We start from the raw sequence: 26,517 nt of genomic DNA on the forward strand, positions 1-26,517 counted from the left end.
CGCAGGGCTGCGTTTGCCAGGCTGGCCGGTTTGTCACGATTTGGTCATCGAGCCCTGCCGCCATTTACAAGCGAGTTACACAGCCACGTGTTCCGCCGTGGGGCGCGGCGTTACCATGGCCCGATGGACAAGGAACATCTGCTGGTCGTTGACGACGACAGCGAAATCCGCGCATTGCTGGGCGACTACCTGGCAGCCAATGGCTACGCCGTGAGCGTGGCGGCCAATGGCACCGAGATGCGCCGCGTGCTGGCGGCGGCACCGATCCGGCTGGTGGTGCTCGATGTGATGCTGCCGGGCGAAGATGGCCTGGCGCTGTGTCGCCAGCTACGCGCCGAGGGGGAGTTGCCGGTGCTGCTGCTCACTGCGCTTGGCAGCGAGACCGACCGCGTGGTCGGGCTGGAGCTGGGGGCCGACGATTATGTGACCAAGCCATTCAGCCCGCGCGAGCTGCTGGCGCGGATCCGGGTCATCCTGCGCCGCGCGCGGCAAGCCGCGCCGACGGCGGAACCGCGCATCAGCCATTTCTCGGGCTGGCAGCTGCAGCACGCGGGACGGCAGCTGATCTCGCCAGCCGGCATTGCCATTGCGCTGAGCCTGGCCGAGTACCGGCTGCTGCGGGTACTGCTCGATCACGCCAACCAGGTGCTCAGCCGCGATCAGCTGCTCGATCTGACCCGCGGGCGAGAGGCCGCGCCGTTCGATCGCAGCGTGGACATGCTGATCAGCCGGCTGCGCCAACGCCTGGCCGACGATGCGCGCGGCCCCGGCCTGATCCGCACCGTGCGCAACGAGGGTTACATGCTATGCAGCAACGTGCAGCTCGAACGCTGATCGAGCGCCTTTTGCCGCGCTCGCTGTTCGCGCGGGTGGCGCTGGTGATGTTCGTCGGCTTCATCGTGATGCAGCTGGTCGGCCTGTCCATCTTCGGCCAGCTGCGCGAGCGCGATGAAGGCCATATGGTCGACCGCAGGGTGGTCGAGCGCAGCCTCGACGTGCTGGCGCTGTTGCAGCAGCAGGATCTGAGCAAGCTCGATCCGGAACTGCTGGCTGCGCGCAAGCTGGCGGTCTTGTCGTCTGCCACCACTGTGCCGAACGATGCGCGGTTGCATGCCGCGCTGCTGGCTGCGGCGCCGGCGGGCTCGCGCTTTGCGCTGTGGGTGGCGCGCAGCCACATCGCCGCCGACCATCAGCCACGGGAAACGCGGGTGACGCTGCAATTGCCCACCCGGGCAGTGGTAACGTTCGCCGTGCCACGCAGCCCCGGATTCGGGCCACCGCCGCCAGCGCCTGGTGGTACCGCTGACGAGCCGCCAGGTCCGCCGCACTGGCTGGGTCTGCCCTGGCCCATCGTGGTCGACCTGTTGATACGTGGTGCCATCCTGCTGGGGTTGTCGCTGCTGGTGGTGCGCTGGTTTTCCCGGCCGCTGACGGCGCTGTCGGATGCAGCGGAGCGTATTGGCAACAACCTGCAGACGCCGCCGCTGGCCGAAATCGGTCCCATCGAGGTGCGCCGCGCCGCCCATGCCTTCAACCGCATGCAGGCGCGATTGCAGCGGGTGATGGAGGAGCAGACCCGCATCCTCGCAGCGGTCTCGCATGACCTGAAAACCCCGCTGACCCGGCTGCGCCTGCGCGCCGAGAGCGTGGAGGGCGAGGTGTTGCGCGGCAAGATCCACCGCGATCTCGACGAGATGGATGCGCTGCTGAACGCGGCACTCGATTTCCTGCGCGGCGAATCGTGGCGCGAGGCCAGCGTGCCGGTCGACATCAATGCGCTGCTGGCCGCGCTGGCGGACGATGCGGTCGCGGGTGGTGGCACCGTCACGCTGCACAGCCTGGCGCGCCAGCCCTATCCGGCGCAGCCCTTGGCACTGAAGCGCTGCCTCGACAATCTGCTGCAGAACGGCCTGAAGTATGGTGGTGGCCGGGTCGACATCGATGTATCCGACCAGCCGGATCGGCTGGTCATCACCTTGCGCGACCAAGGGCCAGGCATTCCCGAGGCGCTGTTCGAGCAGGTGTTCGAACCGTTCTATCGCGTCGAGGGCTCGCGCAGCCGGGAGACCGGTGGCACCGGGCTCGGGCTGGCGATTGCCCGCAGCATTGCCCGCGCGCACGGCGGCGACATCCAGCTCGCCAATCGGGCGGGGGGCGGCCTAGCGGCAACACTCTCGCTGCCGCGGCGCTGAGGGGTGGAGGCCGGCTCAGCCGGCGCGGTGCAGTTCCTCGATCAGCCCGGCGATGCTGCCGACGCCGAGCTTGGCGTAGATCGCCTGGATGTGGTTGCGCACTGTTGCCGGCGAGCGATCCAGCATCTTGGCGATCTCCTTGTATGAGCTGCCTTTGGCTACCAGCTGCGCGATGGTGTGCTCGCGTGCGGTCAGTTCATCCACCCGGCAACGTGTGCGACAGCTGAGGAACAGCAGGCCGTGCTCGGCGCGGTGGGTGATCACGATGTGGCTGCCAAGAAAACGCCCGCGCCCGCTGTGAAAGGCCTGTATCACCCGTGTTGGCAACGGGCCGCCGCGCCAGCCTTCCCATTCGCGCTGCAGCAGTGCGTCGAACAGCGTGTCGCGGTGGTAGACCACGCCGCGCAGATCGGCGATGGCGGCGCCCATGCTTGGCGCGCTGGCCGACAGGCGCTGCAGGTGGATCACCCGGTTCATGGCCAGCGCCTGCATCAGGTGCGGTGCCAAGAGGTCGAGCAGCCGCTCCTCCTCCGGCCGGCAATGGGCATCCGGGTCGGCGCGAAACAGCGAGATCCAGTGCATGAATCGGGTTGGCGCATCGTGCCGCGTGGTGATGAAGATGTTGTTCTGCTCGTAGCGCTGCAGGTAGTCGAGGAATTCGCGCTCGTGTGGTGCGCCGAACCAACTGGCCGAATTGAAGCCCCGAGTGGCCTGCGGCACGGCGTACAGGCTGGCGGCGGCAGTGTCGAAATGCTTCATCGGCGTGTAGTCGAGCATCATCTGCGGCGACTTCTGGTGCAGATGCAGCGTATGCACGTCGATGCCTTCAGGCGCAGTCGTTGCCGTGCCCCACATCGACGCATCGAAAGGCAACACCTGCTTCACCAGCGTGAGCGCAGCATCCTGGAAAGATTCGATGGGGAGTTCGTTGCTCAAACCATACAGTGCGAGCAACAGCTTACTGAAGTCGGCGGCGGTGCTGTTTGCCTGATCCATCATCCCTCGGGCCGAATCTGCAAGAACGGCGAGCTTGCCACCCTATCTGCAGTGATGCATATGCACTATACCAAGCGGAGAAGTTTGTTTACTAATATTGCCAGAGCATAGTTGTGTGCTCTGCAAGTCACACGGATAAACAATTCATATCAGCGGGGATAAGAGATGCATAAGGTTGTGAAGGCAGCGTTGCTCGCGATGAGCACAGGTTTGTTGTTGAACGCTTGTGGCGGCGGTGGTGGTGGTGGCGACGATCCGGTGCCGACCCCTGCGCCGACCCCGGCTCCCAGCCCTTCCATCAGCGGCGTGGCCGCGGCCGGTGCGCCGCTGTCCGGCACGGTAACCGTGAAGGACGCCAATGGCGTGACCCGCAGCGTGCCCATTGGTGCCGATGGCGGCTATCGCGTCGACGTCGCTGGTCTGACCGCACCGTTCGTGTTCCGCGCCGAAGGCGTGGTCGGCGGCCGGCTTTACGTGGTCCATTCGGCGGCGACAGCTGCCGACGTTGGCGGCACCATCAACGTCACTCCGCTGACCGATCTCATCATCGCCAATATCGCGGGTGACCTGGCGAGCAATTTCTTCGACAACCCCAACTTTGCCAGCCTGACCGCGACCGAGCTCGCCGAGCAGTCGAACGCGCTCAAGGCACGGCTGCAGGACGTGCTGACGGGTCTGGGCATCGAGAGCACCATCGATCTGTTGCGCACCAGCTTTGCCACCGATCACTCCGGCCTTGATGCCGCGCTCGACGTGCTGCGCGTCACTGTCGATCCGGCCACGCAGCAGGCGACCATCACCAACCTGTTGACCAATACCGCGATCACCGACGACCTCAAGTCCAAGGCTGATGCCACCAAGCTGCCCGATCCGGGCGATATCAAGGCAGTGGTCACCGATCTGCAGGGCATCGAGGCGGCGCTCAAGGCCTTTACGGGCAAGTTCGCCAACGGCCTGCCGACGATTGCCGAAGTGGAACCGCTGCTGGATGCGGATTTCCGCCAGGAAGACCAGAACCGTGCCAATTTCCTTGCCGATGTCACGTCCGATCCCAACAACGTCGGCATCCAGTTCACCGGCGTGACGCTGGAAAGCCCCGCCCAGGAAACGCAGGACGGCACCATTGCCCGCGTTGGCTTTACCGTCCTGAACAAGGACGGCAAGCTCGACAATATCGAGACCGGTTGGCGCGTGAAGAAAGTCACCGACGGTGGCAGCACCCGCTGGCTGCTGATGGGCAACCGCGCCCGTTTTGTGGCAGAAGCCTATCCGCTGGCGCTGCGCAATTATCACAACGGTGAGGTCACCTACAGCACCGGTATGGAGTTCTGGATCGAGGACGAGAATGCTGGCAACAACAATGGCGTAGTCAGCTATGCCTTGGTGAAGGGGCCGGGCCTGCCCGATACCGGCGTGCGCTACAACGTGCCGCAGCTTGGCGGCCACTTCTGCCTGGCTGGCGGCCCGCAGGGTTATTGCAACACGCAATACGTGCTGAATGATGTGGCGATCAACAGCATTCCGGACAACAGCAGTTACGACTTCGAGTTCTACACCGCTGCTGATCAGAAGCTGAACATCACCACCACCAGCACCAAGCAGACGCGTGTGATCCTGCGTCGGCCGCATACCAATGGCGAACTGGCCAACCTCACCTTCCCGGTGCTGGTGAAGCCGGCGCCGACCGAGGCCGGCCTCTACAACGGTGGTCCGATTGCGATTCAGGCAACCTTCCCCACCGGCTATGCCTTCGGGGTGACCGCCAGCTACGCAACTACCGGCGGATACTCGGAATACGTCGACATCTGGCAGTACGATTCGCCGGCCACGTTCTCTGAAACCTTCGACCTCGCTGCCGTGCCGTCTGGCCAGACCGTCAACTGGGCGCAGATCAAGCTCGACTACTCCGACGAGAAGCTGCGCAACATCCTGTCTGTGTTCACGGTGACCAAGAACATTCAGTAAATCTCAGCGGTTGCTGTTCTCGCGTTGCTGACCGGCCCTTCGGGGCCGGTTTTTTCATGTGCGCTGGAACAGTGCAAGCGCCAGCTGGCGCTGCACCGCGTGATCGACGATGGGCTCGGGGTAGTCGCGACCCAGCACGATGCCCGCCGCAGCGAGATCGATCGGCTTGGCGCGCCACGGCGCGTGCGCGAGCTTGGCCGGCAGCGCGGCCAGTTCCGGGCAGTAGCGCTTGATGAAGCGCGCTTCGGTGTCGAACCGTTCGGACTGGGTGACCGGGTTGAAGATGCGGAAATAGGGCTGGGCATCACAACCGGTGCTGGCGGCCCATTGCCAGCCGCCATTGTTGGCGGCGAGATCGAAGTCGAGTAGTTGCGTTGCGAAGTAGCGCTCGCCCCAGCGCCAGTCGATCAGCAGGTCCTTCACCAGGAAGGAGGCGGCGATCATGCGCAGCCGGTTGTGCATGTAGCCGGTCTGGTTGAGCTGCCGCATCGCGGCATCAATGATGGGATAGCCGGTGCGCCCCTCGCACCAGGCGGTAAACCAGTCTTTGCGATTGGGGAAGGGTAGCGTGTCGTACTCGGGCTTGAAGGCGTGCGCTACCACGTCCGGCCGGTGATGCAGGATCTGGTGATAGAAATCGCGCCAGCACAATTCGGATAGCCAGGTTTCCGCACCCGCGCCGCCCTGTTGCCATGCAAAGCGCGCCAACTCCCGGATCGACACGGTGCCAAAGCGCAGGTGGGTGGAGAGATAGGACGGCCCCTTCACCGCCGGATAGTCGCGTGCCTCGTGGTAGCGGTCCATGCGTTGCTGGAAGTCGGCGAACAGCGTCTCGCCACCGGCCATGCCGGTTGGCAGCTTGAGCGTGGCGAGATTGTTGCGGGTGAAGCCCAGCGTTTCCAGCGTTGGCATCGTTTGCGCCGGTAGCTGTGCGTAATGCGCTTCATACCTCGCGACCGGGTAACTCTTCAGATAGAACGCATCGAGCTTGGCGAGCCAAGCGCGTTTGTACGGCGTGAACACGCTGTACATGCTGCCGGCCTGGGTGAGCACTTCGTCGCGCTCGAAGATCACTTGGTCCTTGAAGGTGTGAAGCGTGACGCCCTGTGCCGCGAGGCTGCCGGCGACGGCGTCGTCGCGCTCGCGCGCGAACGGATCGTCGTCGTGATTGGCGTAGACGGCGACAACATCGAACTCGGCCGAGAGCTGCGGCAGCAGCATGCGGGCACTGCCGTTGCGCACCACCAGGTCCGATCCGCGTTGTTGCAAGGTGCGCTTGAGCTCGGTGACGCTTTCCCAGATGAACTCGACCCGGCGATCGCTACGTGGCAAGGCATCGAGGATATCGGTGTCGAACACGAACACTGGCACCACCCGCTCGTGGCGGCGCAGCGCATGATAAAGCGCGGCGTGATCAAACAGGCGCAGGTCGCGCCGCAGCCAGACGAGGGCGGTATCGCTCATGATCATCCGTTCGGAGAAGGGGGGCTCATGATAGCGGCTCGCTGCGACCGGCCGAGCGTGAGGTTGCACGGCGCTGTTGCCGCGCTGTCACCGACGCTGGCAAAGCCATGTGCGATAATGCCGCCATGGACCTCAATCTCTCCCGCCATTTCCTGATTGCCATGCCCAATCTGGTCGATCCCATCTTCGCCCGGACGCTGGCCTACGTCTGCGATCACAACGAGCGTGGCGCGATGGGCATCATCGTGAACCGGCCGCTGGGCATGACACTGACCACGCTGTTCGAGCAGATCGATGTCGAATTGCATCGGCCCGACGTGGCCGAGCTGCAGGTGTGCTTTGGCGGCCCGGTGCAGACCGACCGTGGCTTCGTGCTGCACAAGCCGCTGGGCGACTGGCAATCGACGCTGCCGGTGTCGGACGATATCGGCCTCACCACGTCCAAGGACATCCTGCTGGCGGTGGGCGAGGGCACGGGACCGGAGCAGATCTTCGTCACCCTCGGCTATTCGGGCTGGGAAGCCGGGCAACTGGAGAACGAGCTGGCGCAGAACGCCTGGATCTCGGTCGAGGCTGATCCCGAGGTGATCTTCTCGCTGCCGGCGACCGAGCGCTACGAGGCGGCGCTGAAGCTGCTCGGCATCGATATGGCGATGCTGTCAGAAGATGCCGGCCACGCCTGAACTGTGCCGTATCGCCGGGCTGCACCGCGCCATGCTGGTGTTTTGTGCTGCCCACACGGCATGCAGCGACACTGCTGCGAAACCAGCGATGACAAGCGCGAAAGCCTGCATCCGCCGTACTATTTCGTGGTTTGAGTGCTTTCGGGGTTTTTGCTGCAAACCCGGCTTGCCGCAGTGAAATCAGCTTTCTATTTCACTTACGAACGCGACTGGCGAGCTGCACCTGCAGCATTCTGGGTACACAAACCTGTTTTTGGGGTCCAAGACGCTTACGAGCCACCTGCTCCGATGGCGATACCGCGTTTCGGCTATGCAATCCTGCATGTGGTCTTTGGAGCTCATGAGCTTCAATTCAGCGCGTTGGCGCAACTGGAGCACGTCATTGACGTTTTGTCGCGCAAGCCGCTTCCAACTTCACGGCAGCTTTCATGTGGCCGAGGCGTGTCGGTGGGGCCGAACGGTCACTGGTTGAGTCGTTTTCCCCGGGAACTTAAATCCCCGCGCAAGCGTGAGAAGCTGGTACGGATGCTCAGTGCGATCCACGTGGATATCGCTGGCAGGTGGTCTAAATAACTGTTTCACTCGGTCAAACGCCGTCTGTAGCGGATGAACTAAACGCTTACTTTGCCCATGCCCTCCATTCTTGCATTCGATTTCGGTGAAGCCCGCATCGGTGTGGCCGTTGGCAGCTCCGAGCTGGGCATACCGCATCCGGTCGAGACCATTGCTGCCGAAGGCAATGATGCGCGCTTTGCCCGCATCGCCGCGCTGATCGCCGAGTGGCAGCCGGAACGGCTGGTAGTAGGGTTGCCGTTGTCGCCGGTCGGCGAGGAGCACGAGTTGACGCGGCTGGCGCGCAAGTTTGCCAATCGGCTGAATGGCCGCTTCGGTTTGCCGGTCGATCTGGTTGATGAGCGCTATTCCTCGGCTGCCGCAAGTCAGGCGCTGAACGAGACGGGCGTGCGTGGCCGCAAGCAGAAGCCGGCGCTTGATCAGGTGGCGGCGATGCAGATCCTGCAGGCCTGGTTCGACGGCACGCGCGCCCCATGATTCGCACCGCCGCAACGACGCTGGTGCGCTAAGCTCAAACTCGGTTACCGGGGATGCATGATGTGGCGCTGTTGGGCATGGCTGCTGTTGTGCTGGGTAGGCTGGGCCAATGCCGCGCCGCAGCCAGTGCCGCTCTATGTCTATCACGATTTTCCGCCCTATATCGTGGGTGGCCAGCCGGATCTGTCGCATGCGCTAGCCGATCAGCTCAGCCGTCGCTCCGCCGGCCGTTATCGCTTCAAGGTGGTGGTGCTGCCACGCAAGCGCGTTGATGTGCTGATCGCCACGCCCGGCTGGCGCGGCGTCGTCGCCTGGGTGAATCCGCGCTGGATCGGCGACAACGCGGCACACTTGGCCTGGACCGCACCGCTGCTTGACGAGACCGAATGGTGGGTGGTGCGCCGCGCCGCGCCACAAAGCCTGCAACAGATTGCGCAGGCCGATGGCTACCGCTTCGGTGGCCTGATCGGCCACCATTACGCCGAGCTCGATGCCGCAGTGCGCGCCGGGCGCATCTTCCGCTTCGACACTGCCAGCATGCAATCGCTGGTCAGCATGTTGCTGGCGGGCCGGGTCGATGTGATCACCATGCCGAGTGCCACCGAGCTATGGTTCCACGGTGCCTGGCCGCGCTGGCGCGAGCGCGTGCTGCTGTTGCCGCGTGGTGCCGCCTATCAGCGCTACCTGGTCAGTGATCGCGGCGATCCGGCGCTGGTGCGCTTCCTGGCCGACAGTGTGGTTGCATTGCGCAACGATCCGGGCTGGCAACCGCTTCCCGCGCCGCTGCCGCCACCGTAAAGCGCCGCCGTGTCGCTACCCGGGGCTGGTCAGCGCCGGCCGGATCACCGAAAATCACGCCATCGCAACCAGCCGCCGGCAAGATAGGGCGGCGTTCCTGCCGAGATTCCCATGTACAACCCCCAACTGAACGCCCAGGGCGAGCTGGTGCACCTGCTCACCACCGAAGGGCTGCCGCGCCGCATCCTGACCCAGATCCTCGATCGTGCCGGCGAATTCATGGCCGAGGTGGACGCCGGCAATAAGAAATTCCCTACGCTCGCCGGCCGCTCGGTGTTCAACCTGTTCTTCGAGAACAGCACCCGCACCCGTACCACCTTCGAGATCGCCGCTAAGCGGTTGTCCGCCGACGTCACCAGCCTCAACATCCAGGCTTCCAGCACGGCCAAGGGCGAGACGTTGCTCGATACCATCCACAACCTGGAAGCGATGGGCGCCGATCTGTTCGTGGTACGCCACGCGCAATCGGGCGCAGCGCACCTGATCGCCGAGCATGTGAAGCCCGGCATCGCCGTGGTGAACGCAGGTGATGGCCGTCACGCGCATCCGACCCAGGCGTTGCTGGACATGTACACCATCCGCCACTACAAGGGCGACTTCACCAATCTGCGCGTTGCCATCGTCGGCGACATCCTGCACTCGCGCGTTGCGCGCTCGCAGATCCACGCGCTCTCCACGCTGGGCTGCCCCGAAATCCGCGTGATTGCACCGAAGACGCTGCTGCCCACCGGCATCGAGAGCCTGGGCGTGCACGTTTACCACGATATGGCCGAAGGCCTGCGTGACGTGGACGTGGTGGCGATGCTGCGGCTGCAGAACGAGCGGATGAGCGGCGCCTACCTGCCGTCCACGCAGGAATTCTTCAAGCACTACGGCCTGACCGAGGAAAAGCTCGCCTACGCCAAGCCCGATGCCATCGTGATGCACCCTGGGCCGATGAACCGCGGCGTCGAGATCGATTCGGCGGTGGCCGACGGCGAGCGCGCCGTGATCCTGCCGCAGGTGACCTTCGGCATCGTCGTGCGCATGGCGGTGATGGAAATCGTGGCGAACAACCAGCAGCAGGCCCGCTAATGAACAAGACCAAGATCACCCGCACCATGAAACAGATCGTCATCCGCAACGGCCGTCTGATCGATCCGCTGCACGGTACCGACACCGTCGCCGACCTTTTCATCGCCGAGGGCAAGATCGCCGGCATCGGCGCGGCACCGGCCGGTTTCGTGGCCGAGGATGCGATCGATGCAACCGGCCTCGTGGTGACCACCGGCCTGGTCGATCTCGCGGCGCGGCTGCGCGAGCCGGGCTTCGAATACAAGGCCACGCTGGAATCGGAGATGGCTGCTGCGGTGGCTGGCGGTGTCACCAGCATCTGCTGCCCGCCCGATACCGATCCGCCGCTCGACGAGCCGGGCCTCGTCACCATGCTGCGCCAGCGTGCCAAGAACCATGACCTGGCGCGGCTCTACCCGGTGGGTGCGCTCACCGTAGGCCTGAAGGGCCGCCAGATCACCGAGATGGCGCAATTGCGCGAGGCCGGCTGCGTGGCGTTCTCGCAAGGTGATGTGCCGATTGCCGACCTGCAAGTGCTGTACCGCGCAATGCAGTACGCCGCCAATTTCGGCTTCGCGCTGCGGCTGCGCCCGGAAGAGGCCAGCCTGGTGAATGATGGCGTCGCACACGATGGCGAATACGCATCGCGGCTGGGCCTCACTGGCATCCCGGTGGTGGCCGAGACCATTGCCATTGCCCAGATCACCCAGCTGATGCGCGCCACCGGCTGCCGTGTGCACCTGGCGCGGGTGTCCAGCGGCGCCGGCGTGGCCATGGTGCGTGAGGCCAAGCAACATGGCCTGCCGCTGACTTGCGATGTCGACATCAACCATGTGCATCTGGCGGACGTCGACATCGGGTACTTCAATAGTCAGTACCGGTTCGATCCGCCGCTGCGTGGCGTGCGCGACCGTGATGCCATCGTCGCCGGCCTGCTCGACGGCACCATCGATGTAATCTGCTCCGATCACAGCCCGGTCGACGACGACGGCAAGTTGTTGCCGTTTGCCGAAGCCGAGCGCGGCGCCACTGGCCTTGAATTGCTGTTGCCGCTGACACTGGCCTGGGCCGAGCGGGCCGGCGTGAGCCTGCCACAGGCGCTGGCCAAGGTGAGCAGCACGCCTGCGGCCATGGTTGGCTTCGAGGCCAGCCTGTCGGTCGGTGCACGTGCCGACCTCACGGTGTTCGATCCGGGCGCCAGCTGGCAGGTGACGACCGACGCGCTGAAAAGCCAGGGCAAGAACACGCCCTTCCTTGGCTACGAGCTCAAGGGCAAGGTGCGGCACACGTTGGTCAAGGGCAAGCGGGTGTTCGACGCCTGAACCGGCAAGACGGAATGCGGTCGTAGCAAGGGCGGGCAGATGCCCGCCTTGTCATTGGGAGGCCGCATGACGCCATTGCTGAATATCGATGTACCCGATCTCGACGCTGCGATCGCGTTCTACACGGATGGCTTGGGCTTTGCACTGAGCCGGCGTTTCGACGACGAGTTCGCCGAGTTGCAGGCCGGCGATCTGCTGGTCTACCTGCTGCAAAAGCCTGTTGGAAGCGAGCCCGCACCCGGCGCTGCGCCGCGCGACTACACGCGGCATTGGACGCCAGTACACCTGGATGTGCGGGTGGACGATGTGACGGCAGCAACCGAGCGCGCCGTTGCAGCAGGCGCCACGCTGGAATCGCCGCCTGCCGCCAAGCCCTACGGCGAGCTCGCGATGCTGGCCGATCCGTTCGGCCATGGCTTCTGCCTGATCCACCTCAATGCTGCCGGTTACGATGTATTCGAACGCCGCAGCTGAGCGTATTGCATCCGGGTTTCCCTCTTTTGCCGAGCGGTGAGCCAGCGCTATACTGGTGCAGTTATCAAACACACGTTTGAAATTTATTGGAGCGCATTACATGTCCGATCTCGCCGCCCGTTTCAAGACTGCCCAGGAAGAAGTCGTCCAGCTCAACGATGCGCCGGACGTGCAGACCAAGCTCAAGCTCTATGCGCTGTTCAAGCAGGCCAGCGAAGGCGACGTCAGCGGCGATCGCCCGTCGGCCATCAATTTTGTTGCACAGGCCAAGTACGATGCCTGGGCCAAGCTCAAGGGGCTGACCAACGAACAGGCGATGCAGCAGTACGTGGCGCTGGTCGAGGAACTGAAGGCCAACGACGACTGAGCGTGCCGCTTCCCAGCAAACAAAACGCCCCGGATTGGGGCGTTTATGTTTTGGTGTATCCGCATTCAGCCACGGGCTAGCAAGGTCTCGACTTCGTCGCGTGTGGCGGCATAGGCGCCATGCTGGGTGCAGGCGATCGCTGCGGTAGCGGCGGCAAAGGCCAGGTGATCGGCCGGTGTGGCATCGGGGCGGGTGAGCACGCTGGTCATCCAGCCGCCCATGCTGGCATCGCCGGCGCCGACGGTGTCCAGCACTTCGACCTTGAACACCGGTCGCTCGACCGCACCGGTGGGACTGAACAGCGTTATGCCATTGCCACCACAGGTATAGAGAATGTCGGCCGTCGGCGCCCACCCGCGCAGCGTGGAGAGTGCCTGTTGTTCGGTCTGGCCGGGGAACAGCTTGCCCAAGTCCTCGTCGGAGATCTTGATGTAGTCGGCGAGGCCCGCCATCGTGCGCAGCGTGGCCTGGTAGCTGTCATCCATCAGGTTGCGATGGTTGGGGTCGAAGCAGATGCGCTTGCCCGCGGCCTTGACCTGCCGTGCTATCCCGATCAGGCGGCTGGCGAGCGGCTCGCGCACCAGGCTGATCGAACCGAAGTGCACGATCTCGGCGGCGTCGAGCCAATCTTGTGGCAGGTGCGCCGGATCGAAGTGCAGGTCAGCCGAGTCGTCGCCGACGAAGAAATAGCTGGGGGGCGATTTGGCGGCAACGATGGCGAGGAATGGCGAGCGATCATATTGCTGCGTATAGCGCGCATCGAGCCCGGCTGCGGCGGTCAGCCTTGCCAGTTCTTCGCCGAACACGTCCCGGCTGTAGGCGCCGGCAAAACCGGTGGGCACGCCGAGCCGCGCACCGACGCGGGCGACATTCCAGCACGAGCCGCCGGCCACGGCACGCCAGTACGCGCCTTCTTCGCGGATCAGGTCGGTGAGTGCTTCACCGAACACGACAAAACGGGCAAGTGGCATTGCAGGGCTCCCAGACGATGCTGCATCTTGCCCTGCCGGGCTTGGCAGCGGCATCCGGTGTAAGCCCTAGCCCACGCGCGGCGCGGTGATTTCCTGCAGCGCAAGGCCAGGATGCTGCTGCAGGAAGTTGCTGAACTCCCGGCTGGGCAGTGGGCGGCTGAAGTAGAAACCCTGGATCGAATCGGTGCCGGCGCCGTGCAGGAAGCCCAGTTGCTCGCGGGTTTCCACGCCCTCGGCGAGCACGGCCATGCCGAGTGTTTTGCCCAGGCCAATGATGGCCAGCACGATGGCGGCATCGTTGGGGTCGGTGGAGATGTCGCGCACGAAGCTCTGGTCGACCTTGAGCTTGTCGAAGGCGAAGCGCTTCAGGTACGACAGGCTGGAATAGCCGGTACCGAAGTCGTCGATCGACAGTTTCACGCCCATGCGCTTCAAGCCATGCAGCATGGACATCACATGTTCCACCTCCTGCATCACCACCGATTCGGTCACCTCGAGCTCAAGGTACTGCGGTTCCAGCCCCGACTCGGCGAGCGCCTCGGCGACGATTTCCAGCAGGTTGGCCTGGTGCAGCTGCAGCGGCGAGAGGTTGACCGCGATGGTGAGCTGCGGCATGCCGCTCTGCTGCCATGCCGCGGCCTGGCGGCAGGCTTCGCGCAGCACCCAGTTGCCGATCGGTACGATCATCCGCGACTCTTCCGCCACCGGGATGAACTTGCCCGGCGGGATCAGGCCCTGTTCCGGGTGGCGCCAGCGGATCAGCGCTTCGGCGCCGATCACGCTGCCGTCGTCCAGGCTCACCTGCGGCTGGTAGTGCAGCTCGAATTCCTCGTTGGCCAGTGCCTGGCGCATGCTGGTTTCCAGCACCAGCCGCTCGGAGGCGCGTACGTTGAGGTCATTGGTGAAGAACTGGTAGTTGCTGCGGCCGTTGGCCTTGGCCTGGTACATGGCGACGTCGGCGTTGCGGATCAGCGTGTCGGTGTCGGCGCCATCCTCCGGATAGACCGCGATGCCGATCGAGGTGGAGCTGGCAAAGCCGCCCGCTTCCAGCTCGAATGGCTCGGCGAACGAGGCCAGCACCTGTTCGGCCACACTGCTGGCGGTCATCGCGTCCTGGATCTCGGTCAGCACCACCACGAATTCGTCGCCGCCCTGGCGCGCCAGGATGTCGGACTTGCCGATGATGCGACGCAGGCGCTCAGCGACCTGAGTCAGCACCTGATCACCGGCTGCGTGGCCGAGCGAATCGTTGATGGTCTTGAAGCGGTCCAGATCGAGGAACAGCACGGCGAGCTTGCGGTTGAAGCGCTCGGCCGCCGCCACGGCAAGCCGCAGCTCGTCGCGCAAGAGGTTGCGGTTGGCAAGGCCGGTGACCGTGTCGAAGTTGGCGAGCTCGGTGATGCGATCCTGCGCTTCCTTGCGCTCGGTGATGTCGGTGACGGTACCGATCAGCCGGGTGGGGCGACTGCGGCTGTCGAATTCGATGAAACGGCCGCGGCATTGAAACCAGTGGTACTCGCCGCTCTTGAGGCGGCGGCGGAACTCGATCACCAGCTGGGTGGCCGCGCCGTTGTAGTAGTCGCGCACTGCGTTGATCACCCGGTCGCGGTCGGACGGGTGCAGCTGGCTCTTCCACTTTTCGAAGGTTTCCAGTAATTCGCCCGGCTCGTAGCCGAGCAGGCGGTCGTATTCCGGGCTGGTGGCGGCGGTGCGGCGGCCTTCCAGCGGCATGTCGAAGAGGCCGGTGTTCGATGCTTCCAGCGCCAGACGCAACTGCTGCTCGCTCTTGACGATGGCCTCCTCGGCGATGCGGCGCTCCGAGATGTCGCGCACCACCGCGCAATTGAACTCGCGGCCCTTGAACACGATGTAGTTCGAGTAGATCTCGATCGGGAACTCGACGCCGTCGCGTGTTTTGAAGCTGACCTCGTCCAGCAGGTGCTTGTGCTCACGCAGCTTCTGCCAGAAGCGTGGCCACTGCTCGGACTTGAAGCCGGGGTTGATGTCCTTCAGCCGCATCGACAGCAGCTCGCGCTCGCTGTAGCCGAGCCGGTGGCAGGCGGTGGCGTTCACGTAGCTGATGCGGCCATCGCTGTCGAGCCAGACCGCGAGGTCGGCGCCGCGCTCGATCGCCACCTTGGTCAGGTAGAGATCGGCCTCGGTCTGCTCCAGCCGGCGCAGCTGGTACAGCACGTAGAACAGCAGGCCGGCGGCGGCGGCCAGCATCATTGCGGTGATGGCGAGGTTGATCAGGTTCTCGCGCTGCCAGCTGGCGAACACCTCGGCGCGGCTCAGGCCCACCGTCACGCCCAGCGGCCAGCCCTGCACGCGGCGCCAGCCGTAGATGCGCTGGATATTGTCCTGGGCGTCGTGGTAGATGCCGGCCGGATCGCGCATGAAGGCATCGGCAAAGAAGGCGCGGCCGGCGATGTTGCGCCCGGCTTCGTCCGGGTCGGCCGGGAAATAGAACAGCGTCGAGCCATCGTCGCGGAACAGCCGCAGTGTCATGCCGCGGCCGGTGTCGATCGATTGGGCGAAATCGGTGAAATAGTCGGGTGCAAGCCCGGCGACCAGCACGCCGGCGAATTCGCCGGCCGGGCCGCCCAGACCGGTGGCGACCGGGATCACCCGGGTGTCGCTGCCGAGATCGGTTTCCACCTCGGCAATGTAGCTGGGGGTGCCCGGCTGGGCCTGGATCGCGCGGAAGTAGCGCTTCTGCGCGAAATTGACGCGCGGTGCTGGATACAGCCGGGTGGTGGCGAGGAGCTGGCCGTCGGCGCCGACCACGGCGAGCGAGCCGAGCTGCGGGTTGCGCAGCGTGACGCGGCGCAGGTAGGCGTGCAGGCAGGCGCCGTCCTGCGCAGCGAAACAGCTGCGGAACAACTGGTCCTGCTGGATGGAGAACAGCGCGGTGGCCGATGCTTCCATGGTACGACCGACATGTTCGTCGGCGGTGCGCGCCAGCAGCAACAGTTGCTGTTCGGCCCGGCTCAGCGTGTCCTGGTAGGAGCGCCAAGCCGACCAGCCGAGTGCGCCGACCGCGAACAACGCCACGGCGACCGACAACACCACCAGCAGCACGCGGAGGCGCGCGAACGAGCGGTCGTCGTCGTGCTCGCTGACGGGCGGGGGGGTCAAGGCACTCCTCTCCTGATTCGTGGGCGGGCAGGCGCGCTGGACGTCATCGTGTTGTCAGGCGCTGCGCCGCCTAGGCGTTTTCCCCATTCTTGGGGCAAAGCCGCGCGGCTGGCAAGCGGGCCGGCGTTCAGTGTGCAATGACGGCACCGAGGTCGTGGCTGCGTTCGATCTGGCGTGCCGCGGCCTCGGCACTGCCGCGGTCAGCGTACGGGCCGAGCCGCACCCGATGCAGGTTGCCGCTGGACTGGATCGTCAGCGATGCGCCCGGCTGCAGCTCGCCAGCCAGGCGTTCGCGGAAGGCTTCGGCATTGCTCAGGCTGGAGAAGGCTCCCAGCTGCACATAGAGTTGACTGCCTTCACGCGCGACCGGCGCGGGTGCGGCTGGTGTCGGCGGCTCACGCTCGACCACCGCCGGCGTGGCCGGTGCACGGCCGTCGGCGGCCAGGCTTTCGACGATGACTTCGCTGCTGCCCTGCATTGCATAGCCCAGGCGGCAGGCGGCGACGAAGGAGAGGTCGATCACCCGGCCCTTGTGGAACGGGCCGCGGTCGTTGACGCGCACGATGACGCTGCGGCCGTTCTTCACGTTGGTGACGCGCGCGTAGCTCGGCACCGGTAGTACCGGCGAGGCAGCGGTCATCGCGAACATGTCGTAGGTTTCGCCGATCGAGGTCTTCTGGCCGTGGAACTTGCGGCCATACCACGAGCCGACGCCCTGCGCCTTGTATTGGCCCACTTCGGCGAGGGGAGTGAAGCTTTGCCCGAGCACCGTGTAGGGGCGGTTGGCGAAGCGGTGCAACGGCTCGGCACGTGGCGTAGGCTCGGGTACCAGGTCGATCCACGGCGGCAGATCGAGCGGACCGTCGTCCTTGTAGAAGCCGCCATTGGCCGCGCGCACGTAGGTACAAGGGTAGTTGGCCGGCTTGTCGGCGAGTGGGGCCGTCGGTGCCGGGGCGGCAGGTGGCTGCTGTGGCGAGGCCGGCGCCGGAGTGCGCGGCGGGCTGCCGCAAGCAGACAGCAACACTGCCAACAGCAAGGGAATACGGGGTAGGGGGCTGCGGATCAAACGTCTGTCCTCATCGCTCGGAGCGGGCGCTGGGCTCGCATCACACCTTCATCAGCTTGCGGTCGCGCTGCACGCTCATCAAGAGGCCAAAGCCCGCCAGGATGGACACCATGGAGGTACCGCCATAGGAAATCAGTGGCAACGGGACACCGACCACGGGCAGAATGCCGGACACCATGCCCATGTTGACGAAGGCGTAGGTGAAGAAGTTGAGCGCGATCGAGCCTGCCAGTAGGCGGCCGAACACGGTCGAGGCATTGTACGAGATCATCAGCCCGCGGCCGATCACGCACAGGTAGAGCAGCAGCAGCAGCGCATTGCCGATGAGGCCGAATTCCTCGCCGAACACGGCGAAGATGAAGTCGGTGGTGCGCTCGGGAATGAAGTCGAGGTGGGTCTGCGTGCCAGCCAGCCAGCCCTTGCCCAGCCAGCCGCCCGAGCCGATGGCGATGGTGCCCTGGATGATGTGGTAGCCGGCGCCGAGCGGGTCGCTGGTGGGGTCGAGCATGGTGGCCACGCGACGGCACTGGTACTCGTGCAGGATGTTGATGCACAGGTCCCAGTGGGTGACCACATAGGCGAGGCCGCCGAAGGCGAGGACCATCAGCGCGATGAAACGCCACGACAGTCCGGCGAAGAACAGTACGTAGAAGCCGCCCGAGGTGATCAGCAGTGCCGTGCCGAGGTCCGGCTGCTTGAGGATGAGCGCGACCGGAATCACGATGATGATGGCGGCGACGATGAAGTGCCGCCAGTTCACCTGCGTCTCGAAATGGTGGAAGTACCACGCCAGCATCAAGGGCAGCGCGATCCGCATCAGCTCGGAAGGCTGGATGCGGGTGATGCCGATGTTGAGCCAGCGTGTGGCGCCGTGGCTGGTGATGCCGAAGAGTTCCACGGCGATCAGCAGCACCACGCCGACGATGTAGGCGGGCAGCGCCAGCCGCATCAGCGTCTGCTGGCGGATATTGGCCACGCACCACATCAGCACCAGCGCGATGCTCATGAAGGTGAGCTTGTCAGACACCCGATCCCAATCCTGGTTGGATGCCGAATACAGCAGCACTGACGACACCAGAAATACCAGCAGGGTGAACAGCAGCAGCCAGGGATCGACCGGCTGTTTGATGCGTTGCCAGAGACGCAGGAACACGGATCAGTCTCCCAGCAGTTGCGGGGCGGCAACCGCCGATGCGGCCGAAGCGGCCTGCGGCGCAGGCTGGTCGGGCTTCTTGCCGGTCAGGTAGTAGTCGAGCACCTTGCGCGCGATCGGCGCAGCGGCCTGGGCGCCGAAGCCGCCATTCTCGACGATGACAGCGAGTGCGATCTTCGGGTGCTCGGCCGGAGCGAAGGCGATGAACCAGGAGTGGTCGCGCAGGCGTTCGTTGATCGCCCGCGCGTTGTACTTGGCGCCCTTCAGCGAGAACACCTGCGCCGTGCCGGTCTTGCCGCCGGAGGTGTACTGCGCGCCGCGGAACACGGTGGCACCGGTGCCGTTGGTCATCACGCTGACCATGCCATGCAGTACGCGATCGATGTTCTCGCGCTGCCACGGCAGTGTACGCACCGGTTTCGGTTCCACCGGCACCCGGATGTTGCTCACCGGGTCGACGATGGAGGCCACGATGTGCGGCTTGTAGACCACGCCGTAGTTGGCGAGCGTGGCGGTGGCGTGGGCCATCTGCAATGGGGTATAGCTGTTGTAACCTTGGCCGATGCCGATGGACACGGTCTCGCCGGCATACCATTTCTGTTGCGCCGGCGTGCGAAAGCGCTGCTTCTTCCATTCCGGGCTCGGCAACACCCCAGGGCGCTCGCCGGGCAGGTCGATGCCGGTGCGGCGACCGAAATCGAGGCCGCTCATGAAGTCTGCGATGTAGTCGATGCCCATTTGCACCGCGAGCTGGTAGTAGTAGGTATCGCTCGACACCGTCAGCGAGCGATCGAAGTTCATGCTGCCGTAGCCACCCACCTTGGAATCGCGGAAGCGGTTGCCGCCGAAGATGTAGTAGCCCGGATCGGGGATGGTCTGGTGCACCAGCGGGAAATTGCCTTCCAGTGCGGCCATCGCCATGAAGGGTTTGAAGGTGGAGCCCGGCGGGTATTCGCCGCGCAACGCGCGGTTGAGCAGCGGGTGGTCCGGTGATTCGTTCAGCTCCTTCCAGGTCTGCGGATCGATGCCGTCGACGAACAGGTTGGGGTCGAACGTGGGCTTGGACACCAGCGCCAGCACGCCACCGGTGGCCGGTTCGATCGCGACCAGCGAGCCGCGACGGCCATCGAACAGTTGCTCGACCACCTGCTGCAGGCCGATGTCGACCGACAGCTGTAGATCCTGGCCGGACTTCGGTGGCATGCGTTTCAAGGTGCGCACGGCACGGCCGCCCGAATCGATCTCCACCTGCTCGAAGCCGGTCACGCCGTGCAGGTAGTTCTCGTAGCTGGCCTCGATGCCGACCTTGCCGATGTGCTCGGTGCCGCGGTAGTTGGCGCGCACGCCGGCCTCGTCGAGCTCGACCAGATCCTTGTCGTTGATGCGGCCGATGTAGCCGATCAGGTGCGAGGCGATTTCGCCGAGCGGATAGTGGCGGAACAATCGCGCCTTGATCTCGATGCCGGGAAACCGGTAGCTCTGCGCGGCAAAGCGTGCTACTTCCTCGTCGCTGAGCCGGGTCTTGATCGGCAGCGACTCGAAATCCTTGCTCTCTTCCTGCAGCTTCTTGAAGCGGCGCCGATCCTTGGGCGTGATCTCTACCACGCCCTTCAGCGCAGCGATGGTGGCATCGAGATCACCAATGCGCGACGGCGTGATTTCCAGCGTGTACGCCGAATAATTGTGCGCCAGGATCACGCCGTTGCGATCGCGGATCACCCCGCGCGACGGTGCCACCGGCACCAGCGCCACGCGATTGGCTTCGGCCAGCGTCATGTAGCGATCATGCTGCAGCACCTGCAACCAGAAGAAGCGCGCCAGCAGCACGCTGAACAGCGCCAGCACGAACAGGATCGCTGCAGCGAAGCGCAGCTCGTAGGCGGTACGCTCGATCCGGTCGTTCTTCAGCTGGTTGCCGCCGCCTCGGCGGGTCCTGCCACGGGCAGGGACGCCGAACAGCGGGCGCCGGTTGGTCGGCCTCATAGCGATTCGGGGATGGGCTTGCGCTGGTAGGCCAGCAACAGGTTGGAGACCGGCACCCACAGGAAGGCGGTGAGCAGCGGGCCGAGGAAATAGCTGAAGCCGGGCAGCTCGGCACCAGCGACGAGGCGCACTGTGGTCATCAGCACCTGGGCCAGCAGCATCAGGCCCAGTACGGCCAGCGCCTGCTGCCAGAACGGGAAGATGTTGAGCTGGCGCTGCCGCGACAGCACAAGGTAGGTGATCACCGAGTAGGCCAGCGCGTGCTGGCCCAGCATGTTGCCGTCGGCCACGTCCATGCAGATGCCCAGCACGAAGGCCCAGCCGACGCCGACCCGGCGTGGCTGATTCAGCGTCCAGTAGAGCAGCATCAGCGCGACGAAGTCAGGGGCGAAATGGTTGCCGATCAGCTGCCAGGGCAACAGGTTGAGCAGCAGCGCGATGATCAGCGTCAGGATGATCTGGCCGGGGCGCACCGGGCGCAGCAGATGACTGGTGACCGGCATCAGGAGGCACTCGCGGCAGCGGTCTCGGGCGCCGGATAGGCCGGGCGCGCGGGCGGGGGGTCGAGGATCAGCAGGAAGCGGTGGTCGTCGATGCCGGCTGCCGGGCGACAGAGGATGCGCGGGAACGGCGAGCCGGATGGGCGCTCGACGCTGACCACCGTGGCCACCGGCAGGCCGGCAGGGTAGGTGCCGTCAAGGCCGGAGGTGACCAGCAAATCGCCGGGCTTGATGTCGGCATTGGGCGCGAGGAAGCGCACTTCCAGCTGCTGGCCTGCACCGCGGCCGTACACCACAGTGCGCAGCTGGCTGCGCTGGTTCATCACCGGCACCGTGTGATTGCGGTCGGTGATCAGGCGGATTTCCGAGGTCATGGCCTGGGTACGCACCACCTGGCCGACCACACCCTGGGTATCGATGGCGATCTGCCCGGCCTTCACCGCCTGGTTCTCGCCGCGGTCGACGATCAGCCGTGCGGAGAATGGGTCACGGCCGCTGTAGAGGATTTCGGCGAGCTGCGACGGCGCTTGGCTGCGGCGGAAGTCGAGCGCACGCAGCTGGGCGTTCTCGGCGGCGAGCCCGTCCAGCCGCAGCGCCTTGGCTTGCGCCACCAGCAACTGGTCGTTGAGCTTGCGGTTCTCCGCGATCAGCTCGGTCTGGCGGGTGAGGAAGTCGCGTGCCGAGTGCAACGCCGCAAACGGCGCCGTGGCGAGCCACTGCAGCGGGTAGAGCACGATGGCGACCTGTTCGCGCACGCGGCCCAGCATCTGCAACTGGGCGTCGCCGATCATCAGCGCGATCGACAGCGTGGAAAAGATCAAAAGCCGCGTCAGCGGCTTAGGGCCTTGCTTGAAAAAGGCAGGTTGGGTCGCTTGCATGGGGTACGGTGCTGGCGAATCAAACAGGCGGGGCCGGGCCCCACCTCACGGTACAAGCGAATCGATCAGTCGTTGATGAAGATCGCGACGCCGCCCTTGTCCAGCTTCTCGAGCGCCCGGCCAGAGCCGCGCACCACGCAGGTCAGCGGATCGTCGGCGACGATGACCGGCAGACCGGTCTCTTCCATCAGCAGGCGGTCGAGGTCGCGCAGCAGTGCACCGCCACCGGTCAGCACCATGCCCTTCTCGGCGATGTCGGCACCCAGTTCCGGCGGGGTCTTTTCCAGCGATTGCTTCACTGCCGAGACGATCTGGTTCAGCGGCTCGGTCAGCGCTTCGAGGATTTCGTTCGACGAGATGGTGAACGAGCGCGGAATGCCTTCGGCAAGGTTGCGGCCCTTCACTTCCATCTCGCGCACTTCGGCACCCGGGAAGGCCGAGCCGATGCGCTTCTTGATGTCTTCGGCGGTGGTGTCGCCGATCAGCATGCCGTAGTTGCGGCGGATGTAATTGATGATGGCTTCGTCGAACTTGTCACCGCCGACGCGCACGCTGGAGGCGTGTACCACGCCGCCCAGCGAGATCACGCCGACCTCGGTGGTGCCGCCGCCGATGTCGACCACCATGGAGCCGGTGGCTTCCTCGACCGGCAGGCCGGCGCCGATCGCGGCGGCCATCGGTTCCTCGATCAGCTCCACCTTGCGTGCGCCGGCGCCCAGTGCCGATTCGCGGATCGCACGCTTTTCCACCTGGGTGGAGCCATAGGGCACGCAGATCACGATGCGCGGGGGCGAGCTGAACAGGCGGCTCGGGTTCACCTTCTTGATGAAGTGCTTGAGCATCTGCTCGGTGATGGTGAAGTCAGCGATCACGCCATCCTTCATCGGGCGGATGGCATTGATGCTGCCTGGGGTGCGGCCGAGCATCTTCTTGGCTTCGGCGCCAACGGCGAGGATCGTCTTCTTGCCCGAGGGGCCGCCTTCCTGTTGGATGGCGACGACGGAAGGCTCGTCGAGCACGATGCCCTTGCCTTGGGTGTAGATCAGGGTGTTGGCGGTGCCGAGGTCAATGGCGATATCGTTGGCGAAATAGCCGGAGAGCATGCCTAGCATTGGGTTCTCGCAGTTCGAATTCGTGGGGGCTGGGCAGCGTGCGGCAGCGCGCCGCCTGGTGTTCGGTTGGCTCTTGCGCCAGCCCCGGGCTGCCATCGCGAAACGGCGCCACGCGGGGCCTCGCAGGGGCCCTCCGCCCGGTTTGGGCGAATCAAGCCCGGTATGATACCCTAAGGCGCCAGAAATCGGGCCGCTTTGTTGCAGCGCATTGCGTGCTTTTTTGGCCCCGATGCGAAAGGAATAACACCCCATGTCGCTCTCCCTCGATGACGTCAAACGCATCGCCAAGCTGGCCCGGATCGCCGTCACCGACGACGAACTCGCGGCCTCGCAGAACCAGCTCAACCGCATCCTCACGCTGATCGATGAAATGCGCGCGGTCGACACCACCGGTATCGAGCCGATGTCGCATGCGCAGGACGTGCAACTGCGGTTGCGCGACGACGCAGTGACCGCGGCCAACCGCCGCGAAGCCTTCCAGGCCGTGGCGCCCGCAGTCGAAAACGGCCTCTATCTCGTGCCCAAGGTGATCGAATGAGTCTTGCCGACGTCCGTGCCCATTTCGACGAGGCCGCCGCGCTGCTGGAGCGTGTGCGTGCCGACGATGGTTTCTTCGCCGCCATTGATGCCGCCGCCAAGGTGCTGGTCCATGCCTTCCAGCACGATGGCAAGGCGATTTCCTGCGGCAATGGGGGCTCGCACTGCGATGCCATGCATTTCGCCGAGGAGCTGTCCGGTCGCTACCGGGGCGATCGCCCGGCGCTTGCCGCGATGGCGGTGTCCGATCCCAGCCATATCACCTGCGTCGGCAACGACTACGGCTTCAACGAGATCTTCTCGCGCCAGGTGGCGGCGTTCGGCCGGCCGGGCGACGTGCTGCTCGGCATCACCACCAGTGGCAATTCGGCCAATGTGATCCGCGCGGTTGAAGAGGCGCGGGCCCGTGGCATGCAGGTCATCCTGCTGATGGGCAAGGATGGCGGCAAGCTCAAGGGCGCGGCCGATGTCGAGATCATCGTGCCGCACTTCGGCTACGCCGATCGCATCCAGGAAATCCACATCAAGGTCATCCACACGCTGATCGATCTGGTCGAGCGTGGCATGGGCTACGTGCCCACCAACTGATATCCCACATGATCGAATCCTCGCTCAAGCAACTGGCCGCCGCACTGGCGGCCAAACAGGTTTCCGCCGTCGAACTCGCCACCGAGTTCCTCCGCCGCGCCGAGCAGTACAACGGCACGCTCAATGCCTACATCACGCTCGATCAGCAAAAGACGCTGGCCGAAGCCCTGGCAGTGGACCAGGCGCGTGCCAATGGCCCGGTCGGGCCGCTCGCCGGTATCCCGGTGGCGCACAAGGACATCTTCTGCCAGGAAGGCTGGCGTACCACCTGCGGCTCGAAGATGCTCGGCAACTTCGTCTCGCCGTACTCGGCGCACGTGGTCGAGCAATGCCAGGCAGCCGGCCTTGTCACGCTGGGCCGCACCAATATGGACGAGTTCGCCATGGGCTCGTCCAACGAGAACAGCTACTTTGGCGCGGTGCAGAATCCGTGGGATGGCGCTGCCGTGCCCGGTGGCAGCTCGGGCGGCTCGGCTGCTGCGGTTGCGGCGCGACTGGCGCCGATCGCCACCGGCACCGACACCGGAGGCTCGATCCGTCAGCCAGCGAGCTTCTGCGGCATCACTGGCATCAAGCCGACCTATGGCGTGGTGTCGCGCTTCGGCATGATCGCCTATGCCAGCTCGCTCGATCAGGGCGGCCCGATGGCCAAGAGCGCCGAGGATTGCGCGCTGCTCTTGAACGTGATGGCGGGCTTTGATGAGCGTGATGCGACGAGCCTCGAGCGCGAACGCGAGGACTACGCCCGCGATCTGGATCGACCGCTGGCCGGCCTGCGCATTGGCCTGCCCAAGGAATACTTTGCCGAAGGCCTGGCGCAGGATGTGGCCGGTGTCATCGATGCGGCGATTGCCGAGTATAAAAAACTCGGCGCCGAGGTGGTCGAGATCAGCCTGCCCAATACCAAGCTGGCGATCCCGTCCTACTACGTGATCGCGCCGGCCGAGGCGTCCTCCAACCTCAGCCGTTTCGACGGCGTGCGCTACGGCCATCGCGCTGCTGCTTTCGACGGCCTCAATGGCATGTACGAACAGAGCCGCGCCGAGGGCTTTGGCTGGGAAGTGAAGCGCCGCATCCTTACCGGTGCGTATGTGCTGAGTCACGGCTACTACGACGCCTACTACCTGCAGGCGCAGAAGATCCGCCGCCTGATCGCCAACGATTTCCAGGCCGCATTCACGCATTGCGACGTGATCGCCGGTCCGGTGGCGCCGACCACGGCGTGGAATCTGGGCGAGAAGAGCAACGACCCGGTGGCGATGTACCTCGCCGACATCTACACGCTGGGCGTGAACCTCGCCGGCTTGCCGGCGATGAGCGTGCCGGCCGGCTTTGGCAGCAACGGCCGTCCGGTGGGTTTGCAGCTGATCGGCAACTATTTCAGCGAAGCGCGGCTGTTGAACACGGCGCATCAGTTCCAGCTGGCGACGGACTGGCACACCAAGGCGCCGGCGCTGTAAGGGGCTGCTGGTGGCTGAAACGCGGATCGCCCTGCTGGAAGCGCTGACGATGTCGGCGTGGCCGGCGCTTAGCACCGAGGTTTTCGATGGCTGGGCGCTGCGCTTCGCCGATGGCTACACCAAGCGCGCCAATTCGGTGGTGCCGCTGTATGACGGCGCGCTGCCGGACGATGCCAAGCGGGCTTATGTCGAGCGCCGTTATCGCGCCGCCGGGTTACCTGCCGTCTTCAAGCTGACGGTGGAGAATGCTGCGCTGGACGAGCAACTGGCGGCACTTGGCTACCAGCAGGTCGATGTGTCCAGCGTTCAGACCCTGGCGTTGGAACAGCGCTACGAGCAGGACCCGGAGGTGACCCTCTGGCGTAAGCCAGACCCGGCTTGGTTTGACGCATTTGCTGCAATGGGCGTGTTGACACCGGGCCAGCGGATAACGGCCCAGCGCATGTTGGCGGGCTATGCCTGCGAAACCGCATTCGCCGCGTTGCATCATGAAGGACGAGCGGTGGCTTGCGGTTTTGCGGTACGGCAGTGGGATAGCGTGGTGCTGTTCGACATTGTCACCGAGCCCGCCTCGCGTCGCAGCGGTTATGGCCGCCGTTTGGTGCACAGCTTGCTGGCCTGGGGCCAGGAGACGGGCGCCACACAGGGATTGCTGCAAGTGGTGGCGGACAACGCCCCCGCTGTGGCGCTATATGCCAGCCTCGGCTTTGCCGAGCAGTATCGATATTGGTATCGCCGTCAGCCCGCCTGACGACGACAGAACGAAT

At 64.9% G+C, this 26,517-nt stretch carries 25 protein-coding genes; 15 read left to right on the plus strand and 10 right to left on the minus strand.

Annotation, left to right across the window (positions count from 1 at the left end; all coding sequences use genetic code 11):
- The first annotated feature begins 123 nt into the window (after positions 1-123).
- Both FLM21_RS04395 and FLM21_RS04400 read left to right on the plus strand, forming a co-directional pair.
- Positions 124-834: a response regulator gene (locus FLM21_RS04395; protein WP_148714403.1), complete on the plus strand. Its 711-nt coding sequence runs from the start codon at positions 124-126 to the stop codon at positions 832-834.
- Positions 807-2,192 (plus strand): ATP-binding protein, encoded by a 1,386-nt coding sequence (locus tag FLM21_RS04400; RefSeq protein WP_148714404.1) that lies wholly within the window; start codon positions 807-809, stop codon positions 2,190-2,192. Before FLM21_RS04395 ends, FLM21_RS04400 begins: the two co-directional genes overlap by 28 nt.
- A 15-nt stretch (positions 2,193-2,207) precedes the next feature.
- Here FLM21_RS04400 and FLM21_RS04405 read toward each other — a convergent pair whose 3' ends face one another.
- Positions 2,208-3,191, minus strand: a complete 984-nt coding sequence (locus FLM21_RS04405) for a helix-turn-helix transcriptional regulator (protein WP_222846770.1) — start codon at positions 3,189-3,191, stop codon at positions 2,208-2,210.
- 162 nt (positions 3,192-3,353) lie between these two features.
- Here FLM21_RS04405 and FLM21_RS04410 point away from each other — a divergent pair, with 162 nt between their 5' ends.
- The gene (locus tag FLM21_RS04410) at positions 3,354-5,153 is read left to right on the plus strand and encodes a hypothetical protein (RefSeq protein WP_148714405.1); all 1,800 of its coding nucleotides are present in this window, start codon (positions 3,354-3,356) and stop codon (positions 5,151-5,153) included.
- A 54-nt stretch (positions 5,154-5,207) separates the two neighbouring features.
- Here FLM21_RS04410 and FLM21_RS04415 read toward each other — a convergent pair whose 3' ends face one another.
- Positions 5,208-6,617: a cryptochrome/photolyase family protein gene (locus FLM21_RS04415; protein ID WP_148714406.1), complete on the minus strand. Its 1,410-nt coding sequence runs from the start codon at positions 6,615-6,617 to the stop codon at positions 5,208-5,210.
- A gap of 125 nt (positions 6,618-6,742) precedes the next feature.
- On the opposite strand from FLM21_RS04415, the gene FLM21_RS04420 reads away from it, so the two are divergent.
- The 8 genes from FLM21_RS04420 to FLM21_RS04455 all read left to right on the plus strand — a co-directional run bounded on the left by FLM21_RS04420 (position 6,743) and on the right by FLM21_RS04455 (position 12,364).
- Complete coding sequence (locus FLM21_RS04420; RefSeq protein ID WP_148714407.1) at positions 6,743-7,300, plus strand: YqgE/AlgH family protein; 558 nt, start codon at positions 6,743-6,745, stop codon at positions 7,298-7,300.
- A gap of 150 nt (positions 7,301-7,450) precedes the next feature.
- Positions 7,451-7,873, plus strand: a complete 423-nt coding sequence (locus FLM21_RS04425; RefSeq protein ID WP_187360092.1) for a hypothetical protein — start codon at positions 7,451-7,453, stop codon at positions 7,871-7,873.
- A gap of 57 nt (positions 7,874-7,930) precedes the next feature.
- On the plus strand, positions 7,931-8,350 hold the full coding sequence (gene ruvX / locus FLM21_RS04430; protein WP_148714409.1) for a Holliday junction resolvase RuvX: 420 nt from the start codon (positions 7,931-7,933) through the stop codon (positions 8,348-8,350).
- A gap of 57 nt (positions 8,351-8,407) precedes the next feature.
- Positions 8,408-9,148 carry a substrate-binding periplasmic protein gene (locus tag FLM21_RS04435; RefSeq protein WP_148714410.1) on the plus strand — a complete coding sequence of 247 codons (741 nt, stop codon included), beginning with the start codon at positions 8,408-8,410 and terminating at the stop codon, positions 9,146-9,148.
- Positions 9,149-9,259: 111 nt separating this feature from the next.
- A complete protein-coding gene (locus tag FLM21_RS04440) occupies positions 9,260-10,222 on the plus strand; it encodes an aspartate carbamoyltransferase catalytic subunit (RefSeq protein ID WP_148714411.1) in 963 nt (320 codons plus the stop codon).
- Positions 10,222-11,523, plus strand: a complete 1,302-nt coding sequence (locus FLM21_RS04445; protein ID WP_246120823.1) for a dihydroorotase — start codon at positions 10,222-10,224, stop codon at positions 11,521-11,523. The genes FLM21_RS04440 and FLM21_RS04445 overlap by 1 nt, the downstream gene beginning before the upstream one ends.
- Positions 11,524-11,589: 66 nt before the next feature.
- Positions 11,590-11,997 (plus strand): VOC family protein, encoded by a 408-nt coding sequence (locus tag FLM21_RS04450; RefSeq protein WP_148714412.1) that lies wholly within the window; start codon positions 11,590-11,592, stop codon positions 11,995-11,997.
- A gap of 100 nt (positions 11,998-12,097) precedes the next feature.
- The gene (locus FLM21_RS04455) at positions 12,098-12,364 is read left to right on the plus strand and encodes an acyl-CoA-binding protein (RefSeq protein WP_148714413.1); all 267 of its coding nucleotides are present in this window, start codon (positions 12,098-12,100) and stop codon (positions 12,362-12,364) included.
- 65 nt (positions 12,365-12,429) lie between these two features.
- Here the strand turns inward: FLM21_RS04455 and FLM21_RS04460 are convergent, their stop codons facing one another.
- From FLM21_RS04460 to FLM21_RS04495, 8 genes are all read right to left on the minus strand, one after another.
- Positions 12,430-13,335, minus strand: coding sequence for a carbohydrate kinase family protein (locus FLM21_RS04460; protein WP_148714414.1), 906 nt, complete (start codon positions 13,333-13,335; stop codon positions 12,430-12,432).
- 66 nt (positions 13,336-13,401) lie between these two features.
- Entirely contained in the window at positions 13,402-16,473 is a 3,072-nt protein-coding gene (locus FLM21_RS04465) for a bifunctional diguanylate cyclase/phosphodiesterase (protein WP_148714415.1), read from the minus strand.
- Positions 16,474-16,600: 127 nt separating this feature from the next.
- Positions 16,601-17,539, minus strand: coding sequence for a septal ring lytic transglycosylase RlpA family protein (locus FLM21_RS04470; RefSeq protein WP_222846771.1), 939 nt, complete (start codon positions 17,537-17,539; stop codon positions 16,601-16,603).
- A gap of 40 nt (positions 17,540-17,579) precedes the next feature.
- Positions 17,580-18,692 (minus strand): rod shape-determining protein RodA, encoded by a 1,113-nt coding sequence (gene rodA, locus FLM21_RS04475; RefSeq protein WP_148714416.1) that lies wholly within the window; start codon positions 18,690-18,692, stop codon positions 17,580-17,582.
- A gap of 3 nt (positions 18,693-18,695) precedes the next feature.
- Entirely contained in the window at positions 18,696-20,675 is a 1,980-nt protein-coding gene (gene mrdA / locus FLM21_RS04480; RefSeq protein WP_148714417.1) for a penicillin-binding protein 2, read from the minus strand.
- Positions 20,672-21,178 carry a rod shape-determining protein MreD gene (gene mreD, locus FLM21_RS04485; protein WP_148714418.1) on the minus strand — a complete coding sequence of 169 codons (507 nt, stop codon included), beginning with the start codon at positions 21,176-21,178 and terminating at the stop codon, positions 20,672-20,674. The genes mrdA and mreD overlap by 4 nt, the downstream gene beginning before the upstream one ends.
- Positions 21,178-22,053 (minus strand): rod shape-determining protein MreC, encoded by an 876-nt coding sequence (mreC, locus tag FLM21_RS04490; RefSeq protein WP_148714419.1) that lies wholly within the window; start codon positions 22,051-22,053, stop codon positions 21,178-21,180. The genes mreD and mreC overlap by 1 nt, the downstream gene beginning before the upstream one ends.
- Positions 22,054-22,118: 65 nt before the next feature.
- Positions 22,119-23,165, minus strand: a complete 1,047-nt coding sequence (locus tag FLM21_RS04495) for a rod shape-determining protein (RefSeq protein WP_148714420.1) — start codon at positions 23,163-23,165, stop codon at positions 22,119-22,121.
- A 250-nt stretch (positions 23,166-23,415) separates the two neighbouring features.
- On the opposite strand from FLM21_RS04495, the gene gatC reads away from it, so the two are divergent.
- From gatC to FLM21_RS04515, 4 genes are read left to right on the plus strand one after another with little or no spacing between them, the layout of a single operon-like run.
- On the plus strand, positions 23,416-23,703 hold the full coding sequence (gene gatC / locus FLM21_RS04500) for an Asp-tRNA(Asn)/Glu-tRNA(Gln) amidotransferase subunit GatC (RefSeq protein ID WP_148714421.1): 288 nt from the start codon (positions 23,416-23,418) through the stop codon (positions 23,701-23,703).
- Entirely contained in the window at positions 23,700-24,290 is a 591-nt protein-coding gene (lpcA, locus tag FLM21_RS04505; protein ID WP_148714422.1) for a D-sedoheptulose 7-phosphate isomerase, read from the plus strand. The genes gatC and lpcA overlap by 4 nt, the downstream gene beginning before the upstream one ends.
- Before the next feature lie 8 nt (positions 24,291-24,298).
- Positions 24,299-25,750, plus strand: a complete 1,452-nt coding sequence (gatA, locus tag FLM21_RS04510; RefSeq protein WP_148714423.1) for an Asp-tRNA(Asn)/Glu-tRNA(Gln) amidotransferase subunit GatA — start codon at positions 24,299-24,301, stop codon at positions 25,748-25,750.
- Between the two features lie 10 nt (positions 25,751-25,760).
- The gene (locus FLM21_RS04515) at positions 25,761-26,501 is read left to right on the plus strand and encodes a GNAT family N-acetyltransferase (RefSeq protein ID WP_148714424.1); all 741 of its coding nucleotides are present in this window, start codon (positions 25,761-25,763) and stop codon (positions 26,499-26,501) included.
- Positions 26,502-26,517: the final 16 nt, after the last annotated feature.

Origin of the sequence: Chitinolyticbacter meiyuanensis, from assembly GCF_008033135.1 — a bacterium.
Lineage (GTDB): Bacteria > Pseudomonadota > Gammaproteobacteria > Burkholderiales > Chitinibacteraceae > Chitinolyticbacter > Chitinolyticbacter meiyuanensis.

Bases quoted from the DNA above. Each gene is read 5' to 3' on its own strand.
- FLM21_RS04395 (WP_148714403.1), top strand. From the start codon at position 124: ATGGACAAGGAACATCTGCTGGTCGTTGACGACGACAGCGAAATCCGC.
- FLM21_RS04400 (WP_148714404.1), top strand. From the start codon at position 807: ATGCAGCAACGTGCAGCTCGAACGCTGATCGAGCGCCTTTTGCCGCGC.
- FLM21_RS04405 (WP_222846770.1), bottom strand. From the start codon at position 3,191: ATGATGGATCAGGCAAACAGCACCGCCGCCGACTTCAGTAAGCTGTTG.
- FLM21_RS04410 (WP_148714405.1), top strand. From the start codon at position 3,354: ATGCATAAGGTTGTGAAGGCAGCGTTGCTCGCGATGAGCACAGGTTTG.
- FLM21_RS04415 (WP_148714406.1), bottom strand. From the start codon at position 6,617: ATGAGCGATACCGCCCTCGTCTGGCTGCGGCGCGACCTGCGCCTGTTT.
- FLM21_RS04420 (WP_148714407.1), top strand. From the start codon at position 6,743: ATGGACCTCAATCTCTCCCGCCATTTCCTGATTGCCATGCCCAATCTG.
- ruvX (WP_148714409.1), top strand. From the start codon at position 7,931: ATGCCCTCCATTCTTGCATTCGATTTCGGTGAAGCCCGCATCGGTGTG.
- FLM21_RS04435 (WP_148714410.1), top strand. From the start codon at position 8,408: ATGATGTGGCGCTGTTGGGCATGGCTGCTGTTGTGCTGGGTAGGCTGG.
- FLM21_RS04440 (WP_148714411.1), top strand. From the start codon at position 9,260: ATGTACAACCCCCAACTGAACGCCCAGGGCGAGCTGGTGCACCTGCTC.
- FLM21_RS04445 (WP_246120823.1), top strand. From the start codon at position 10,222: ATGAACAAGACCAAGATCACCCGCACCATGAAACAGATCGTCATCCGC.
- FLM21_RS04450 (WP_148714412.1), top strand. From the start codon at position 11,590: ATGACGCCATTGCTGAATATCGATGTACCCGATCTCGACGCTGCGATC.
- FLM21_RS04455 (WP_148714413.1), top strand. From the start codon at position 12,098: ATGTCCGATCTCGCCGCCCGTTTCAAGACTGCCCAGGAAGAAGTCGTC.
- FLM21_RS04460 (WP_148714414.1), bottom strand. From the start codon at position 13,335: ATGCCACTTGCCCGTTTTGTCGTGTTCGGTGAAGCACTCACCGACCTG.
- mrdA (WP_148714417.1), bottom strand. From the start codon at position 20,675: ATGAGGCCGACCAACCGGCGCCCGCTGTTCGGCGTCCCTGCCCGTGGC.
- mreD (WP_148714418.1), bottom strand. From the start codon at position 21,178: ATGCCGGTCACCAGTCATCTGCTGCGCCCGGTGCGCCCCGGCCAGATC.
- mreC (WP_148714419.1), bottom strand. From the start codon at position 22,053: ATGCAAGCGACCCAACCTGCCTTTTTCAAGCAAGGCCCTAAGCCGCTG.
- FLM21_RS04495 (WP_148714420.1), bottom strand. From the start codon at position 23,165: ATGCTAGGCATGCTCTCCGGCTATTTCGCCAACGATATCGCCATTGAC.
- gatC (WP_148714421.1), top strand. From the start codon at position 23,416: ATGTCGCTCTCCCTCGATGACGTCAAACGCATCGCCAAGCTGGCCCGG.
- lpcA (WP_148714422.1), top strand. From the start codon at position 23,700: ATGAGTCTTGCCGACGTCCGTGCCCATTTCGACGAGGCCGCCGCGCTG.
- gatA (WP_148714423.1), top strand. From the start codon at position 24,299: ATGATCGAATCCTCGCTCAAGCAACTGGCCGCCGCACTGGCGGCCAAA.